The sequence below is a fragment of the Mesorhizobium sp. EU05-FHT14A09 genome (assembly GCF_058790995.1).
The window spans coordinates 1-16,425 of sequence record NZ_JBYTDF010000011.1; the positions used below are offsets into that span (position 1 = coordinate 1).

The 16,425-nt window shown below is 57.3% G+C and carries 16 protein-coding genes; 7 read left to right on the forward strand and 9 right to left on the reverse strand.

Annotation, left to right across the window (positions count from 1 at the left end):
- Positions 1-944: 944 nt before the first annotated feature.
- From AC3WTO_RS26470 to AC3WTO_RS26480, 3 genes are all read left to right on the forward strand, one after another.
- A complete protein-coding gene (locus tag AC3WTO_RS26470) occupies positions 945-1,220 on the forward strand; it encodes a DUF1488 family protein (RefSeq protein ID WP_326893404.1) in 276 nt (91 codons plus the stop codon).
- 256 nt (positions 1,221-1,476) lie between these two features.
- A complete protein-coding gene (locus AC3WTO_RS26475) occupies positions 1,477-2,061 on the forward strand; it encodes a DUF4142 domain-containing protein (RefSeq protein WP_492464116.1) in 585 nt (194 codons plus the stop codon).
- Between the two features lie 815 nt (positions 2,062-2,876).
- Positions 2,877-4,514 carry a Na+/H+ antiporter gene (locus tag AC3WTO_RS26480; protein ID WP_492464115.1) on the forward strand — a complete coding sequence of 546 codons (1,638 nt, stop codon included), beginning with the start codon at positions 2,877-2,879 and terminating at the stop codon, positions 4,512-4,514.
- 338 nt (positions 4,515-4,852) lie between these two features.
- On the opposite strand, the gene AC3WTO_RS26485 is transcribed toward AC3WTO_RS26480, so the two are convergent.
- Positions 4,853-5,575 (reverse strand): Crp/Fnr family transcriptional regulator, encoded by a 723-nt coding sequence (locus AC3WTO_RS26485; protein ID WP_492464114.1) that lies wholly within the window; start codon positions 5,573-5,575, stop codon positions 4,853-4,855.
- Between the two features lie 173 nt (positions 5,576-5,748).
- Here AC3WTO_RS26485 and AC3WTO_RS26490 point away from each other — a divergent pair, with 173 nt between their 5' ends.
- On the forward strand, positions 5,749-6,039 hold the full coding sequence (locus AC3WTO_RS26490) for a hypothetical protein (protein ID WP_492464113.1): 291 nt from the start codon (positions 5,749-5,751) through the stop codon (positions 6,037-6,039).
- 783 nt (positions 6,040-6,822) lie between these two features.
- Here the strand turns inward: AC3WTO_RS26490 and AC3WTO_RS26495 are convergent.
- From AC3WTO_RS26495 to AC3WTO_RS26510, 4 genes are all read right to left on the reverse strand, one after another.
- Positions 6,823-7,098 (reverse strand): hypothetical protein, encoded by a 276-nt coding sequence (locus AC3WTO_RS26495; protein ID WP_492464112.1) that lies wholly within the window; start codon positions 7,096-7,098, stop codon positions 6,823-6,825.
- A 38-nt stretch (positions 7,099-7,136) separates the two neighbouring features.
- Positions 7,137-7,343 (reverse strand): hypothetical protein, encoded by a 207-nt coding sequence (locus AC3WTO_RS26500; RefSeq protein WP_492464111.1) that lies wholly within the window; start codon positions 7,341-7,343, stop codon positions 7,137-7,139.
- Positions 7,344-7,478: 135 nt separating this feature from the next.
- Positions 7,479-7,688 carry a cold-shock protein gene (locus AC3WTO_RS26505; protein ID WP_492464110.1) on the reverse strand — a complete coding sequence of 70 codons (210 nt, stop codon included), beginning with the start codon at positions 7,686-7,688 and terminating at the stop codon, positions 7,479-7,481.
- Between the two features lie 734 nt (positions 7,689-8,422).
- Entirely contained in the window at positions 8,423-8,569 is a 147-nt protein-coding gene (locus tag AC3WTO_RS26510; RefSeq protein ID WP_492464109.1) for a hypothetical protein, read from the reverse strand.
- A 422-nt stretch (positions 8,570-8,991) separates the two neighbouring features.
- Here AC3WTO_RS26510 and AC3WTO_RS26515 point away from each other — a divergent pair, with 422 nt between their 5' ends.
- Both AC3WTO_RS26515 and AC3WTO_RS26520 read left to right on the forward strand, forming a co-directional pair.
- Positions 8,992-9,252, forward strand: coding sequence for a DUF982 domain-containing protein (locus tag AC3WTO_RS26515; protein WP_492558452.1), 261 nt, complete (start codon positions 8,992-8,994; stop codon positions 9,250-9,252).
- 340 nt (positions 9,253-9,592) lie between these two features.
- Positions 9,593-10,186, forward strand: a complete 594-nt coding sequence (locus AC3WTO_RS26520; protein ID WP_492464107.1) for a DUF2934 domain-containing protein — start codon at positions 9,593-9,595, stop codon at positions 10,184-10,186.
- A gap of 267 nt (positions 10,187-10,453) precedes the next feature.
- Here the strand turns inward: AC3WTO_RS26520 and AC3WTO_RS26525 are convergent, their stop codons facing one another.
- Together AC3WTO_RS26525 and AC3WTO_RS26530 are read right to left on the reverse strand one after the other, a co-directional pair.
- Positions 10,454-11,578, reverse strand: a complete 1,125-nt coding sequence (locus tag AC3WTO_RS26525) for a PAS domain-containing sensor histidine kinase (RefSeq protein ID WP_492464106.1) — start codon at positions 11,576-11,578, stop codon at positions 10,454-10,456.
- A 12-nt stretch (positions 11,579-11,590) separates the two neighbouring features.
- Entirely contained in the window at positions 11,591-12,379 is a 789-nt protein-coding gene (locus AC3WTO_RS26530) for an alpha/beta fold hydrolase (protein WP_492464105.1), read from the reverse strand.
- 188 nt (positions 12,380-12,567) lie between these two features.
- On the opposite strand from AC3WTO_RS26530, the gene AC3WTO_RS26535 reads away from it, so the two are divergent.
- Complete coding sequence (locus AC3WTO_RS26535) at positions 12,568-12,936, forward strand: response regulator (protein ID WP_492464104.1); 369 nt, start codon at positions 12,568-12,570, stop codon at positions 12,934-12,936.
- A gap of 541 nt (positions 12,937-13,477) precedes the next feature.
- Here the strand turns inward: AC3WTO_RS26535 and AC3WTO_RS26540 are convergent.
- Positions 13,478-13,909: a hypothetical protein gene (locus AC3WTO_RS26540; RefSeq protein WP_492464103.1), complete on the reverse strand. Its 432-nt coding sequence runs from the start codon at positions 13,907-13,909 to the stop codon at positions 13,478-13,480.
- Positions 13,910-13,977: 68 nt separating this feature from the next.
- A complete protein-coding gene (gene katE, locus AC3WTO_RS26545) occupies positions 13,978-16,086 on the reverse strand; it encodes a catalase (RefSeq protein WP_492464102.1) in 2,109 nt (702 codons plus the stop codon).
- Positions 16,087-16,425: the final 339 nt, after the last annotated feature.

The following is a 16,425-nucleotide window of genomic DNA, read 5'->3' on the forward strand; positions in this document are numbered from 1 at the left end:
CGCGTCGGATGACGACGCGGTCGTGAAGCGGACGAAAATTCATGAGGTTCTTTCTGGAGCCGGCGCATAGGGCGGCCGCATCATCAATTTAATGCATTAGACGCTTGATTGATAGTAGCACAAAATTAATTATTCAATTTTTTATATGTAACCCCCTTCCTTTATAAATCATACTAAAAAATAAATCGTAATTTTCTCATTACACCATTGATATATAACATTTTTATTTTAAATTTTCGAAACTCTCCTAGGGATTTTATTTTATAACTAAAAATTAAATACCTCCTCACCTTGATAAAAAACTTAATGATACACATGTAACTAAGTGGTTGATTTGAACAATTTGGGTTCATTGTGACCGGCTGACCACAGGTGTTCCGGCAACCTCGATATCAGAGGGTTCAAAAGGGAATGACAGGCAAGAAGCGCCTGTGCTTACTCCTGCAGAATTGCCTCATGGTCGACCTCGGACAGGAACTGTTGGCCTTCCTTGCAAACGGCTCGCAGCTATCCGGCCCAATGTGAAGAACAACCGATCGGCGCAGCCCGACAAATCCGGCAGCCTATCGCATCATCGATGCCGGCCCTGCCTCATTGGCGCAAGGGCGAAGAACGAAGGGATGACCATGACATGAATAGACATCTCCCAGAAACAACAGAACCGAAGCGAATTGCGGCCGCGATAAGCGACTGGGAGAATGAAGGCGGCGCACCCGGCTGCAACCTCATGCATCATCAGTATAGCCGCCGTGTCGAATCTGATCGCTTCCGGACGATCAAGTTTTTCCTGATACTCCAGCGTGCTTTGACGGCAAGACCATGACCCGTCTCAGCCGCTCGGAGGCAACCAAGAGCATGTGGCATCTCAACCTGCGAAATGCCGAGCACCGCAAGGGATCTATCGAACTACCGTTCGCCGCTACGAAACCGGTGGACACGGGCTCATGACGCTGGCTTTCCCCAACCCAAGCCGCAGCTTCGACGAAGTTCGCAGTGCTGTTCGTTTCACGGGTCATGATGGCATGTTCCAGATACGGTTTCTGGTCGAGGCGGCTGCGCTCACAAAGCCGAATGCCGCTAGCTGCGGGGCCGATGTGCTGGAAGCCACGTGTCTATCGGCCTTCGATACACTGCGTACGTCCATTTATGATGTCGCCAGAAAAGCCTACTCGCGTCGCCGTCGCGATTCATACACGCTAACCGCTGCGGATTTCCGCTAGGCAGACTTCGATGCCGATCGCTTCGTTCGTGAGATCTCAGGCTGACCTGCAACTACGCCCCCTCGTCAGGTTGCCTGCTGTCAGGCGACAGGAAAATGGCCGAGAGGAGAGTAAGTAGCTCAGCTGCAACTCGAAGCCCTTTCAAATTTGGGAGTTTAGATCGCTTCCGACGGCTCCAACATATGCCATGGTTGCGCCGACATGGTGCGCATTTCGACGCTCGTTGCCAGCACGTGGGTGCGTAAAGGACCTTAGGATGAAACCTGACCTATTTGTGGCCTCCCTGGCCACAACCATGGCATTTGCCACGCCTGCGCTGGCCGCCGGTAGCCCCCAGGATTTTGTCAACAAGGCAGCCGCCGTCGACATGTTTGAAATGGGGTTAAGCGGGGTCGCTGAGGCCAAGGGGCAGACTGCGTGTGTCAAGGATTTCGCCAAGAGCATGATTTCTGACCATGGTTCCGCCAACGCCAAGCTCACGACAATCGCCAAGGGGCAGAAACTGACCGTTCCCAAGGAGCTCGATGCCAAGCACAAGACCGACATCGAAACGCTCCGGAACGGCAAAGAGCTCGTTGATGAAACTTACGTCCATATGCAGCGCGACGCGCACACCGAAGCGGTGGAACTGTACGAGAACTACATCAATGATGGTGACAATGCCGAGTTGAGCGCATTCGCAAAGCGGACGCTTCCGACGCTCAAGATGCACCGGGAAACGATCGAAAAGATCGCCGGTGCAACCAACAGGAAAGAGACGAAGCAGCAGAAAGTGACTGTCGGGGACGGCCCGTATCCACCCTCTCCACTTCCCGGCGCCAACAGCTTTGCCGAAGACTAGGCGAAAGAGAGTCTATTCTAAGTGACGGGCATTGGCGCTGAATAATCACCGTTGGCTGCAAGAACGTGATAAAACGCCTTTGCTCGTGCGCAATCATGCGCACCCGTCTGACAAAGATCGGACACTACCATGCAACCCCCGGGATGGATTAAACCGGCCGTCTACGGCGCGGTCGCAGGAGCTTTGGCGCTCGCAATCATCGGCTTTACGGCAGGCGGATGGGTCACGGGGGGCACTGCGACAAAGATGGCGAAAAAACCAGCACTGATGCTGTCGTCGCCGTCATGACCCCGTACTGTGTCGCGCAGTTGAAGAGCGCGCCGAATTCAGTCGAAGTTCTGGCCGCCCTTAAGGCCGCTAACAGCTATGATCGTCGATCGATTATAGAAAAAGCCGGCTGGGCCACGCCGCTTGGAGGCACTGCGCCCAACACGGCATTGGCGGTCTCCTGCAACTCCGTCCTCGCGCTCAACTAGCGAGGGTTACCAACGGGTTTATGCCCTGTCCAATCTCCCACAGAGACAACGATGACGCCCCGACCGGGGGGCCCATGAAACTAATGGTCGCTGCGAGCCAGCCTTCCCGAGGAAAGCAGGTTTTTCACGAACCCCACAGGCACCACGCCGTCGGAGAGGAAATGGCACGCATGCTATCGAGCGAGGTATTGCCGAAACTGCCTTAAGCCAAACGCCGCCCACTGCCGCCTGCGCACCACACAACGGCATGCCGGTCCGAATAAGGCTCTTAAGGACGAATTTCGCGAACCGCTTTGGCGTTGAGGTTCTCGAAAGGGATGTCAGCAACGAGGCGCGGCTATGGAAACCATTACAATCGTCCTCATTCTGATGGTTGCGGTGGTCATAAGCGGCTTCATCTCGCGCCTGCTGCCGTTGCCTGCTCCCCGCCCTTTGGTGCAGATCGTGCTGGGTGGGACAATCGGGCTTGTCGCTGACCTGCGGGTAGAATTCGACCCCGAAATCTTCTTCCTCCTCTTCATCCCACCATTGCTGTTCCTGGATGGCTGGCGCATCCCGAACGAGCAGTTGCTCAAGGATCGGGCAGCGGTTCTCGAACTAGCGCTCGGTTTGGTCTTCCTGACGGTGGCTGGCATGGGCTTTTTCATACACTGGATGATTCCGGCAATGCCGCTGCCCGTCGCGTTCGCGCTCGCGGCTGTGGTGTCGCCTACCGATCCGATCGCCGTGTCCGCCATTACCGCGCGCGTGGCCGTGCCGGGACGACTGATGCATATCCTGGAAGGCGAGTCGCTGCTCAATGACGCCTCCGGCCTTGTCTGTCTGCGGTTTGCGATTGCCGCCGCGCTGACGGGAGCGTTCTCACTGTCCGATGCGGCGGTCAGCTTCGTTTGGGTCGCGCTCGGCGGCATTGGCATTGGTTTCGGCGTTACGTGGTTGACGACGAAGGTCAAGGAATCGATCGCACGCCGCATTGGCGAAGAAAGCGGATCGCAGATTCTCATCAGTCTGCTGCTTCCGTTCGGCTGCTACCTGCTCGCCGAGCGGCTTCATTGTTCGGGGATTCTCGCAGCCGTGGCCGCCGGCCTCACCATGAGCTCCGTAGAAGCTTCGGGCCGCGCTCAGGCTGCGACCCGGATGCGGCGCAATGCCGTGTGGGACACGATCCAGTTCGTAGCCAACGGCGTCATTTTCGTACTGCTTGGCGAGCAGTTGCCCTCGATCCTGGGGTCGGCCGCCGAGACCGTCCGGCTGACCGGTCATCAGGAGCCATGGTGGCTGCTGATCTATGTTCTTGCCATCTATTCGGGCCTGATCGTGCTCCGCTTCATCTGGGTCTGGGTCTCGCTCAGCTTGACCATCTTCAGAGCCCGATTTCAGGGCACCAGAGCGGGAGGACCCGACTTGCGGCTGGTTGCGGCAACGTCGCTGGCGGGCGTCCGTGGTGCCATCACCTTGGCCGGCGTCCTGACGCTGCCATTCGTTCTCCACGACGGCTCCCCCTTCCCGGCTCGAGAACTCGCCATCTTTCTCGCGATGGGCGTGATCATCGTGTCGATAATCGCCGCGAGCATCGGCCTGCCGATATTGCTAAAGGGATTGGAAATGCCGGTCGATCCCACCTATCGGGCGGACGAGAATCGGGCGCGGATGGTCGCGGCCGAGGCAGCGATTGCCGAGATCGAGCGAGTCCAGCATAGGCTCGCTGCAGGCCGCAAGGATGCCGATGTCTATATAGCGGCGGCTGCACGCGTGATGGATTTTTACCGTAGCCGCATTGAGGTCCGCTCGCGCGAGGGAGAAGCTGGAATCCGTGTCAGAGAGAGCGAGGAAGCCGAGCGGAAGATGCGGATGGCAGCAGTCAAAGCCGAGCGCAGAGCGATCTTCAAGATGCTGCGATCAAAGGAGATTGGGAGTGAGATCGCTGACAAGCTTGTGCGTGAACTCGATCTCCTGGAAGCGCGCGACGAAGCCTGACCGAGGCCGAGGCGGCCAGCCGCCAATTCGCTTAATATTGGTCCCAGATGGCGCACCGAAGCTGGTCAATGTTCGCCACATCCTGCCCAAGGATGAACATCGCCGGGCTTTTGGATCGAGCCGTTCCGGTCATTTATCTCTTTCGTTTGGCGTCTCCGAACGAAAGAGCGCGCGACAACACCGGTTTGCGCCATCGGCACGAAAGACTGCATTCGGAATTCCAGCACGCGAGTTCAAATGGACAGCTTTCAAGTGTGGTCAGGAAAAGCCGGGCTCAAACTGCAGACCGAACGGCAGCCTTTTCCAACATCTATGGCATACCCCACGTACCGGGAAACCTAAGCTGCACGACGCATGCGCCGGTGAAGGTAGTTCTCATCGAAGCCGGCGACCTGGATCAGCGTGACTGGATTGGTGACGATGAGGCTGCCGCGTTGCAGGGTCATGGCGCCTGTCTTCCTCAGTTCCTTCAGGACCCGGTTGAGATGGACTGGGGTCATTCCCAGTGAATCCGCCAGCAGAAGCTGTGACAAGGGGAGTTCCAGCTGCGTATTCGCCGTGATGCCGATGTTCTGGGCCCTCAGGTAAAGTTCGCACATCAGGTGTGCGACCCGCTCGATGCTGCTGCGGCGGCCCATGCTCGTGATCCAAGCTCGCATCGTGCCTTCGTCGACCAGTTGCGCGATGTACATCGCCTTGGCCACCCTGGGATGACGATCCATAATCGAATCCATGAGGTGGCGGTCGATGGTAGCAACGACCGCTTCAGTGACCGTCTGGATGCTGTGATCCATTTCCTTCAGGAGACCCACATGGAGGTCGCAGGAATCGCCCGGCATCAGATAGGCCAGAATCTGCCGGGTCCCGTTCGGCAGGATCTTGTAGCGGCATGCCCACCCGTCCAGGATAACAAAGACCGGGCCAGGCCTGTCGCCCTCCCGGATCAGATCCTTGCGGGGCGCAATGTTGCGGGGGCCAACTGTAGCCGCCAGAAGCGCGGAGACATCTTCCTCTCCAAGACTTCCGTAGCCCTGCAACTTCTCGACAAACCGATTACCCATGGGCCCACATTCCCACGGCACGATAAAGTTTGATATTGTTCAAAGTTAATATCGAAAGTTGATCTAGTTAATGGCGCTCCACCTGTTTCTCCCCTATGTTCCGCCATCGCTGGACGTGATAGCGGGCCTGGCGACTGAGAGATGAAGTGCTCTCGCCAATGCGAGCGAAGGGCATGACCTCGGAAACCGTCAACGACAATCAAGTGACCTCGCGCATCGCAGGACAGGAAGGACCCGATGCTCATGGGCAGGCGGCGTTGCTGCTTGTGGAGAGCCTGATCCACGCCTTGATCGCAGCGTCGGTGATCACCGTCCAAGAAGCGGTCGAAGTCGTTGATATAGCGGCGGACGTGAAGGAAGACATCGCTGAATCACTCGGAGATTCTCCTGCAACGCTGAGCCAATCGCTCACCCTGCTGCAGACAATTTCAGATAGCCTCCGGCGGGATCTCCCGCTTAGCTGACTGCTTTGCCTGTCGGAAATGAAGGGCCGTCGATCTAGCTTGCACAGGAGCTGGTGAATTTTGGCGTGTTAGCTGTTTGGGGCACGGATCCGAGGAACATGGCTACTTCGACTTGAGCAGGCCAAAGGACCCGTTCTGAATCCGCGCCAATGTTGATGACATTGGCGACAAACCTCTGGCATTGGGCGCCAGAAACCGTATCAGATACGTTGCGGTCTCGCCCCCGTGGGGGTGTAATTGTCCACCCCAAACCCCACAGTCACCACGCAGTAGTAACTTCGTTTCGCGAGTTGCTTGCCGGCGCGTAAGTGAACGCCCCCCACGCCTATAGGCGCGCGTACGACACGCCCCCGCGCGCGATGGCATGCAACGTGACAATTCCCCTTTCAACGAGGTTGGGAGGAACTGACAAGAATTCCGACACTGGCCTGCCGAGAATCAACCGACGGACTAAGGCCACCGTGTCGCACCACTTGCGGCGGCACTCGCACATGCATGGGTTTATGTTAGTCAACTTGCGGGAGACGTTGTTCGAACGGCAGGTTGTACGCAAGCAGCGCACGTTGCAGTTCGCGTGGACACCAAGCAAAACCAGAGCCCGAACGCCGGACGCCGGCTCTGGGGGTCCAGATGAGAAAAGGCAGCCATCAAGGTTGGCGGTTGTAACCCCTTGGGCCGCTCGTAGCACAGGGACTGACGGTTATTGTTATCCAATGCAGGAGGCCGGACTACGCTGGTTGGCCGGAGCCCTTCGACCATGCGATTAGATGGCTGGCCTCCGCATTAAGCCCGGTCAAACGTGAATGATGTGAGTAAGGTTGTAACGAAATTGCTCGCCTTTTCTTTCACGAGCACCTCCGTCCATTCGTCCGTGCCGCGCAATCTTAGATCGCAGTAGATGCTGTCGACCGCCGCCTCCTCAATGCGTTTGATGTGTCGCGTGAAGGTAGCTTCTCCGCCGGAATGATACATGTCGCGGATGACCATACGCAGGATTTCCTGAATTGCGATCTGCCAGGCTGTGTTGATGGCGTGAATTTCACTCATATGTTCTGCCATTGGGATTCCTCCATGTGGCTGCCTTCATCATCGTTCACTCAGGTTTGCGTGAACTTTGCTTCAGCAATCGCCAAATGCCGCGGGGGTAGAGGGCACTTAGGGCGTATTTCTCGAAGCCGCAGCGTCTTTTCCTGTCGGGACAGAGCAAAGAAGTTCAACTCATCGTTGCGAGCGAAAAATTGCGATCGAGCATGGCTAAAGACAATCTCCGCCTTCTGGCGCGATTTGCTGTATCTTTGGACCAATGATCCTTCCTGGATGGGAGGCGGTTAGATACCGCGGCAATAAAAAAGGCCAGGCAATCTGCCTGACCTTGATTGATATCATGCTTTCGACAGTGCCAGTACATCCGTGGTCAACGGAAAGCAGATACCGGATGATTAGGCTGCCTGCAGTTTGCAGGCAGACATTTTACCCGACTTACTGTCGCGCTCCAATTCGAAGCCGATCTTCTGACCTTCAACCAGTTCGCGCATACCGGCGCGCTCGACAGCCGATATGTGAACGAATGCGTCGGCGCCGCCATTGTCCGGTTGAATAAAGCCAAAGCCCTTGGTGGAATTAAACCATTTAACTGTGCCAGTGGTCATAAAAAACCCTTTCATAGCAATACGGGAACCACAACGCCGAAACGCTGCAGATGGTGATAGCGATTTTTGAAAGAAAAGGTTCGTTCAGGGCGCGATGACAACCGCGCAACAACCAAAGCTCAGCAAGCAAATATCGATAGGGATCATTTAGAATAGTCCTGTCGAGCTGTCAACTTCTAGTTTCGGAAAGCAGAAAACTAGGCGTATATTTGTACTGAAGCGCGGGTGGGTCCCGCCAATTCTGCCGCAACCGAATGACCGCTTTTGGCAGACCAAACAGCAGGACATGTGGCCGGGCTGAGATTTTCAATGACAATTTACTTGCTGCGCGCGAAATATCAGGCGGATTTGACGGGCCGGACCGACCATAACATACGGGATGGCATTTATCCGACATCAGCCGATGGATCGCCGATCGCGCCGGTTGGCAAGATACAATGGCAACGACTGACCGGATAGATGCGAGCCTCGCGCCGTTCAGAGATCTTCATCCAGTTCGCCATCGTGGACCTCGGCGGAGCGCTGTTTCGCCTGGGCGATCAAGTCTTTTGCGGGCGCCCCTTTCACCCTAGCAATCAACGGGGTCGATAGGATTTTGGCACGGAGCGAGATGGTTGGAACGACCTTAACTCCACTCCTGTCGGTCGACGAACGCGTGGAGTATATCACCAGCGCTGAAGGAAGGCGCGTTACCCGAAGGCATTCCGAAGATCGAAGACAGCTATCAGGGACCTCTAATCGTCGCCGGCAACCGCGACGCTGGGGCCAAGATCCCAGACACCGACGCGTTCGTCGTGGGTCTGCGCCGCGGTGCGGCTCGCGCGGGCATAGCCATAACCGAATGACAGCCGGTTGTTCACATAGCCAGTGATTGCTTGCACTGGCGCCCAGTCCTGAGGCAGGTGACCAAACAGACGCCAGGCGAGCTCACTGAGGTGATCGGATTCTCGGGTGGCAAGCTGTCCACGGGAGTTTCAAGGGCCAGCGGATTGGGCAATTCGCATTCGCCGCTATCCTTCACCAGTGCATCATAGAGAATCTGGAAACCGCCTTGCGGAGCAAGATAGCGTCAACAGATGTTACCGAAACAGTCTTGATAGCAATCGCTCGTTGCGCGGGGGCAAGTCAGCACTTTCGTCTGCCGTTTGATGTCGTGCTGCGCCGGCGACGTTCCAAAAATCAACCCACGCCCCAGGCTACTCAGTCCATTCGCAACGCACAGGTTGCGGGATAGGCCTCAATCCAAAACCCAGCAACACATGTAAAATTCGGAACGCCGGCCAGGCCGCGGCGTTGCGACATGATGCAGCCGCTTCTTTTTGACAGGCCGGTTCTTATCTATTTCGGAAAACCGGGACGAACGCGAAATGTAAACTCTGTTTTCGAGGCGGAGCATTGTCTGAAGAGCGAGAAGTGGCCGGCCACGCGAATGGCTGCCTGGCAGCAGGCAATCGATGTGCTTGAGGCGCTAAAACTAAATCAAGCTACGCCAGCCCAAGCCCGACAGTCATTCGAACGTGCTGCCAGCGAGGCCCGCATCCTGGCATCAAGTCGCAGAACTTGATACTTACATCACTAAGACACCAATTGCCTCTCGTGGCTCTGACGCCTGCGTCAGGCTTTCCAAACTAAGCTGTGGAAGCTCGGATACGCCGCGTGGTTCCGTCTCGGCATCAAGCCCGTCGACACCATCCAGCACAAAATCAAGGCGGATTTGGCGGGCTGCCACCTTGCCCCCCACGCAGGATCCGAAATCGTAGAACGTTGCGCCCCCCTCCGCTTCTCTTCCTGGCCGATATAGCCTGCGGCTGCTCCTCCGCAGCTTCATGCTGCAAGGTCCGAATTTTTCGGAACAGACGGCCAGTTTGAAGGTTGGCTTAGTCCCGATACGAGAGGAGAAAATCATGTCAATGCCGATCAAGGGTGCACCAGAAACAGCGGAGCAGAGGCCGACGTGGAATGGCCCACCAGAAAACCGTCCGGCGGGATATCTGCCTGCCGATGATCACTCAGAAACTCACCGAGATGCTGCGGGCGAAACTCTCGCCGCCGCCGATCATAGCAGTCTGTCGGATGCAGTATCGACAGAAGTTTCCCGCTCTTCCCGAGAGGATCGCATTCGCGACCGAGCTCACCAGTTATGGCAGCAAGACGGCCAACTGGATGGGAATCATCAAGACCACTGGCTGCAGGCAGAGCACGAGATCGACGAGGAGGGTGAACTTTCTCAACATCCAGACGTAACACAACCCTCTGAAGTCGATCGCCGGCCCCGGGAGGAATTTCCGCCCTTCGATGATCCGGCGTTTTCCCCAGAGCCAGCGCAACCGTCGGTTCAATCAGACTCCCCCGAAGGGAGTGGCCGCCTCGGCGTGAAAGCAGCCCTCAACCCTGCCACGGAAAAGACGTCCGGGGCGGGACCCGCGATTGCTGAGCGGTCGAAGGACGCGCAAGCGCTACAGACAGGCAGACAGCCCGGCGCTTACAAAAAGACTTGATGCAGCTAAATTGTCGGCTTAAGCCTCGAAGAAAGCCGCCTGAGGCGGCTTTCTTATTTTCCCGCAGCTGCCTGCTTCGGACGAATTTGCGCTAGAGCAGAAGGCGACCGCCATCGCCACAAAGACTCGCTATAGGATTGAAATTTTCCGGCTCAATGGCTGCCAGTTCCCACGCTACCCGACTGCGCATTGGCCGTGGCGCCCCAATGCGTGTGGTTCGCTCGTCACGACGTTTAAGACAGATCTCCATCTCGGTCGGTAGCAGCGTCAAGATGCGGCTTCGTCTTCTGAAACTGCCCGGCGTGTCGGCATCGACAACGCAAAGGTGGTTCGCAGATTGTTCGAGGATACCGACAGTGTCCCCCCATGGGCCTTGGCTATCTGAGAGGCAATGTAAAGGCCCAACCCCAGACCCTGCGAGGTGGAACGGCCTTCGGCACGGTAAAACGGTTGAAACAATTGCGTCATTGTGTCCGCAGGTATGGGCTTTCCGGCGTTGGCGACCGCAAGCGAAAACTCTCCATCTCGCGTCCTGCCCTCGATATAAACCGGCTGGTCTTCTGCCCCATGTGTAATGGCATTTCCCAACAGGTTTGAGAGAAGTTGGCCGATCCGGTTGTGATCGCAGTCTATCGGCTCTTTGATGTCCAGGTTCAGCACGAACGTGCGATCCGGGCTCACGACGCGAATTTCCTCGATGACTTGCATCAAGACAGGCGCCAGCGCGGTGTTGGGATCAACCCTCAGCGCGAGACCACCCCCCAGCCGGCTGCGCGTCAAATCGAGAACATTGTTAATCAACTCATGCATGCGGGCCACACTGCGCCGCATCTGTTCAAGAATGGCATGCGTGCGTGCGTCGCCGTCGGCGCGATGCAGCAGCCGCAGCCCTGCATCGATGCCGGCCAGTGGATTGCGCAAATCATGGCCAAGCACGGCAACGAACTGCTCGCGGAGCTCTGACGCTGCTCGTTCATCCTTGAGATCCTGCTCGGCTTCGAGCCTTGCCTCCACCAAACCGCGTTCATAGCGACGCCGCTCTGTCGCCGGGAAAACCGTCAGTCGCGTGAATAGGAGTTCGCCCCGCTCGTCGCGGCGCTCCTGCGCGTTGACCAACACCGAGAATTTGTTGCCCTCAGCCGTGAGAAGGTCGAGCGCCACTTCGCTGAAGAAGCCTTGCATGCGCAACAAGGGCGCGAAATGGGTTTCATAAAAGATCGCCCCGGCTACATTCAGCAGGTCGGGCAATCTCTTTCCCAGCAGCACCTCCCGCTCATACCCCGTCCACATCGAGAAAGTGCGGTTCGATTTAAGGATACGGCTATCCGTGCCGAGGGAAATATATCCGCAAGGTGCGTTTTCGTAGAGATCCTCAAAGTCCTCTTCCACCACCCACTCCCAACACTAGACGAACGCGCGAATGGCCGACACGACCTGCTGCGGCGCACTCAGGTTGGGGCAGTGACCGGTCGCGTCAAGAATGACGAGCCTGCTGCGTTGGAGCTGTCGCTCAACATATCGGCCCACCTGTTCGGCTGCGATGATGTCGTCCTTGCACTGCAGGACCAACGTTCTTACGCTCACTTTCCTCAAGTCATCTCGGTTATCCGACATGAACGTGACGCGTGCAAACTGCTTGGCTATTTCGGGATCGGTGCGACAAAAGCTGTTGGTGAGTTCCTCAGCAAGTTCGGGACGGCCGGGATTGGCCATGATCAACGGTGCCATCGCTGCCGACCAGCCCATGTGGTTGTCGTCGAGCGAGGCCAGCAATTCCTGGATTTGCTGTGCGCTGAAGCCACCCCGATACTCTCCCTCATCGATATAGCGCGGCGATGGTCCGACCAAGACCAAGGCCTCGAACAGACGCGGAGCCTTGATCGAGGCGAGCGCGCCGATCATCGCGCTGACCGAGTGGCCGACAAAGACGGCACCCGATAGTTCCAACGCCCGCCCCAGCTCGACAACGTCGTCGGCATACCCGTTGAGGGAAGCATATTTGGCCGGATCGTACGCGCTGAGGTCGGACTTTCCGGCACCGACATGATCGAAGAGCACGGTGCGGAAATTGCTCTCGAACTGAGGAGCAACAAACCGCCACATGTTCTGATCGCAGCCAAAACCATGAGCAAAAACCATCGCGCGCGAGCCGTTGCCACGGATCTGGACATTGTTGCGGGAAAGAACCGACATAGTCCTCCTAGAGCCTGATGCTCTAGGCAACCGGCCGGACGCATCCCGGTCGCTGCGAACGAGATCGACGAGACCATAATGGAACTTAATAGATTTGTCGTGGTTAGCTTGGTGCCGCAGCCCGTCCGGCGTCCTGCTTCTCAAGTCCCACTGGCGGCGTGGAACAGATCGCCGGGTGGAAAGTGTTTATGAAAGGCCAAGTCTCCGTACTGGTAGTGGAGGACGAATTCCTCATTCGCATGGACATCGCGGATCAGCTTCTCGAAGAGGGCTACAGGGTTTTCGAAGCATCAAATGCCGAAGGCGCAATCAGGTTGCTGGAAACAGAACCATCGATCAGGATCTTGTTCACCGACATAGACATGCCGGGCAGCATGGATGGGCTTAGGCTCGCGGCGGCAGTGCATGATCGCTGGCCCCCGGTCAAGATCGTCGTAACCTCCGGAAACAGGACGGTCGAAATTACTGATTTGCCCGAAGGTATTGTGTTCCACCCAAAGCCCTACCACCATGAGGCCGTAATGGCCTCCTTTCGAGAATTGCTGTCCCACACTTGAAAATGTCACGAAACCAAACTCGGCGCGGTTGTGCAGCCAAGTCGGGTAGACCTTCTGGAAGCGGGAGCACAGATCCCACGCTGCTCGTCAGGCTCCGCTTGCACGATGACTTTGGCTTCCATAGGCGTCACAACCCATCGACAATTGACCATCGTGCCTGCAGGACGGGGCATTGAGACAGAGCCGCTTGCGGGCGGCACGATCAATCCTGGGCAGTTCGAGAGTACCGCCCAGTTGCTCACGAAGGAACAGTTGTCCCCCGGTCGGTGCGTAACTCCCATCACGACAATCGTGGCGCAGCTGGCCTGGTCCCAACAATTGCCTTACCCGCCAATCGCGCGGCTACACCTCCGTTCAGGTCGACACGCTATGCCGGTTCGTCGAAGACAGGTTCCGCCAGCAGGCCATTTCACACAAAGCACGAAAGTTGCGAAACCTTGCAGCGTGGATAACTCACGCGAAGCCGCAAAATTGATCGCCTTGTTCAATCAGGAAACGCAATCTCGCCATTGGCTGGGAACCGCGACGCCCTTTGGGCGGCCTACGCTTCCTGAATGTAGATGACCCAATGCAACTCCCCGGTTTCACTTAACAAACGCCCCACCCATCCCCTCAACGCAACATTACCTGACTCAAGATTCGCCAGGAGGTCGATCGCACATCGCACAGCTGGCGCGCGTGCGGCATCGAGACTCGGGTGTCTGGATGGAGGGAGCTGACGACGTCCCTCGTCGTCATGACACCCGAAGACGAAGACAGCCTCTCCCTTGGCCGCCGTGACAGAGAATTCGTCGAAATCGCCGATGCTTTGCGCGTCATACTCATTCGTAGCGAGGCTGAGGCTCATGCTTTGCAGCAGAAGCGTTCGAGCCCTGGCAAGAAAGGCATCGCCTGCCTCGATGTGGTCTCGTGCCATGTGCACACTGATACACTCGTCGCCGTCGCCGCAAAGCAAAGCGGAAAATGTTCTCATTCCCGAATGCGGTTGGCCGGTCGATCATGGTGCAACAATTGCCATGCTGTTTCTCCGGCGTCTCTAAACTACGATTTTACAGCACCTTCCCTGGCCCAGAGCCGGAGATTGCGGCACGATTCGATGTATGAGGCGATCGCCTTGTTGCCATCCAGGACGATGAGGCCTTCATCCGCATCTGGATCCACGCCAGCTTTCTGCAACAGCGGAATGGCGCCGGGAGCGTATCCGATGAACTTGCAGTGGGCGAACGCATCGGCCACGAAGTCGCGCGCGGCGGCTTCGCCGGCCAGGCGCTTGGCACCCTCTTCCGTCAGCAGCAGCGCGACTGCGTCGAACAGCACCGAAGGCCCGCCGTCAACCATGTGGCGGCCTTCGATCCAACTGCCGTCGGCCGCTTCGACCCCGCCAACCTTGGGCGAAACGATCTCCATGACGGCACCTTCCTTCTCGATGGCGCCTTGCAAGCTTTTGAGAAGATCTGCGTCAACGCCGGGGCTTATGAGAATGCCGACCTTGCGGCCGGCAAAGCTGTCTGGGCCGTTTTCAATGATGCTGAGCGCCGGCGACGGTTGTAAATCCTTGCGCGTGGCGACGGCAGCATCGGCGGCCTTGGGCATTTCCTTGAGGCCAAGCTTGTCGCCGACCGTATCGGCGAGGCCCTCGTCAATGTTCAACAGATGCGAGACCATGCGTTCGCGGATGATCGGCGTCTCGACCTTTGAAAGTTCGAACGTCAACGCCATGGCGATATGCCGCTGCTCGGTTGGGGTCTGGCTGTGGAAGAATTGCCGCGCCTGGCTGTAGTGATCGGCAAAACTCTCGGCCCGCAATCGAACCTTTTGCCCGTCCTCACCATCCGCAAAGGAGCGGAAGCCGCGCTGAGGCGACTCGCGCGGTCCCTGGTCAAATGAGTTTGGCTCATAGTTCACGCGGCCCACCGGGTTGCGCATCGCCATGTGGCCGTCCTGCTGGAAATGATGGAAAGGGCATTTCGGAGCATTGATCGGGATGTGCGTGAAGTTTGGGCCGCCCAGCCGCTTCAGCTGGGTATCGAGATAAGAAAAGTTCCGGCCCTGCAGGAGAGGATCATTGGAAAAGTCGACGCCCGGGGGCACATTCTGCGTCATGAACGCAACCTGTTCGGTCTCAGCAAAGAAGTTATCAGGCATGCGGTCGAGAACGAGGCGCCCAACCGGGATCGGCTCCAGGATTTCTTCCGGAATGATCTTGGTGGCGTCGAGGATGTCGAAGTCAAAGCTGTCGGCAAACGCCTGATCGAACAGCTGAACACGCAACTCCCATTCCGGGAAATTGCCGGATTGGATCGCCTGCCACAGATCCCGGCGATGGAAATCCGGATCCGCGCCGTTGATCTTGACCGCTTCGTTCCACACCACCGATTGCAATCCGAACTTCGGCTTCCAGTGGAACTTGACGAAGGTCGACTCATCCTTGGCGTTCACGAACCGGAACGTGTGAACGCCAAAACCTTCCATGAAGCGGAACGATCTCGGGATCGCGCGATCGGACATGATCCACATGATCATGTGCATCGACTCGGGCGTCAGCGATATGAAATCCCAGAAATTGTCGTGGGCGGATTGGGCCTGCGGAAAGGCACGGTCCGGCTCCTCCTTCACGGCGTGAACGAGATCAGGGAACCGGATGGCATCCTGAATAAAGAAGACCGGGATGTTGTTCCCGACGATGTCCCAGTTGCCTTCCTTTGTGTAGAGCTTGACGGCGAAGCCGCGCACGTCGCGAGCAAGATCGAACGACCCCTTGGAACCGGCGACCGTCGAGAAACGCACAAAGGCCGGCGTCTTTTCACCGGCACGCTGGAAGATGTCCGCCTTGGTGTATTTGGCGAGTGAATCGTAGGTCTCGAAGTAGCCGTGCGCACCGTAGCCGCGGGCATGGACAACACGCTCAGGAATGCGTTCATGGTCAAAATGGAAGATTTTCTCCCGGAAATGAAAGTCTTCGATCAGGGAAGGGCCCCGCGCGCCGACCTTCAGCGTGTTGTGATCGTCCGAGACAGGTGCGCCTTGCGCCGTCGTCAGCGTCGGCGCGTCACCTTCGGCAATTTGGTGGAGCTCGCCGCCTTCTCCTCGAAGAAGCTTTTGATCGTGAATGGTCGCGGCTTTACCCGATGATGTTCCACTCTTAGCCATTGTGATCCCTTTCCGGAAAAGCCGTGTCGGTACGGAACCTCAATGTCGCGATATCCCTTTCGTTCCGGAAGATTGGTCGTGCGGTCATCCAAAAGTGCGGCGCGGCTCAAACGCCGACGGGAAACTGCGGCGAAGCGCGACGCGACGCCGGCGCGAGCAGGTGGCCGGCGAAGAGAGCGAGAAAGTTTGAGCGACAGGTGGGACTACTCGTCGCGTTTGATGAAGGGACACAACCAACCGCCCTCTACAAGAACCCCCATGAAAAAGATTCCTAACAGGCATTTATTCCTCAACAATGGCGCTGAGCTTCGGGCTCGCCACTTTAGCACCGGCCGCCGC

Bases quoted from the DNA above. Each gene is read 5' to 3' on its own strand.
- AC3WTO_RS26520 (WP_492464107.1), top strand. From the start codon at position 9,593: ATGTCAATGCCGATCAAGGGTGCACCAGAAACAGCGGAGCAGAGGCCG.
- AC3WTO_RS26530 (WP_492464105.1), bottom strand. From the start codon at position 12,379: ATGTCGGTTCTTTCCCGCAACAATGTCCAGATCCGTGGCAACGGCTCG.
- AC3WTO_RS26535 (WP_492464104.1), top strand. From the start codon at position 12,568: ATGAAAGGCCAAGTCTCCGTACTGGTAGTGGAGGACGAATTCCTCATT.
- AC3WTO_RS26485 (WP_492464114.1), bottom strand. From the start codon at position 5,575: ATGGGTAATCGGTTTGTCGAGAAGTTGCAGGGCTACGGAAGTCTTGGA.
- katE (WP_492464102.1), bottom strand. From the start codon at position 16,086: ATGGCTAAGAGTGGAACATCATCGGGTAAAGCCGCGACCATTCACGAT.
- AC3WTO_RS26480 (WP_492464115.1), top strand. From the start codon at position 2,877: ATGGAAACCATTACAATCGTCCTCATTCTGATGGTTGCGGTGGTCATA.
- AC3WTO_RS26495 (WP_492464112.1), bottom strand. From the start codon at position 7,098: ATGGCAGAACATATGAGTGAAATTCACGCCATCAACACAGCCTGGCAG.
- AC3WTO_RS26515 (WP_492558452.1), top strand. From the start codon at position 8,992: ATGCAGCCGCTTCTTTTTGACAGGCCGGTTCTTATCTATTTCGGAAAA.
- AC3WTO_RS26470 (WP_326893404.1), top strand. From the start codon at position 945: ATGACGCTGGCTTTCCCCAACCCAAGCCGCAGCTTCGACGAAGTTCGC.
- AC3WTO_RS26490 (WP_492464113.1), top strand. From the start codon at position 5,749: ATGACCTCGGAAACCGTCAACGACAATCAAGTGACCTCGCGCATCGCA.
- AC3WTO_RS26540 (WP_492464103.1), bottom strand. From the start codon at position 13,909: ATGAGAACATTTTCCGCTTTGCTTTGCGGCGACGGCGACGAGTGTATC.
- AC3WTO_RS26475 (WP_492464116.1), top strand. From the start codon at position 1,477: ATGAAACCTGACCTATTTGTGGCCTCCCTGGCCACAACCATGGCATTT.
- AC3WTO_RS26505 (WP_492464110.1), bottom strand. From the start codon at position 7,688: ATGACCACTGGCACAGTTAAATGGTTTAATTCCACCAAGGGCTTTGGC.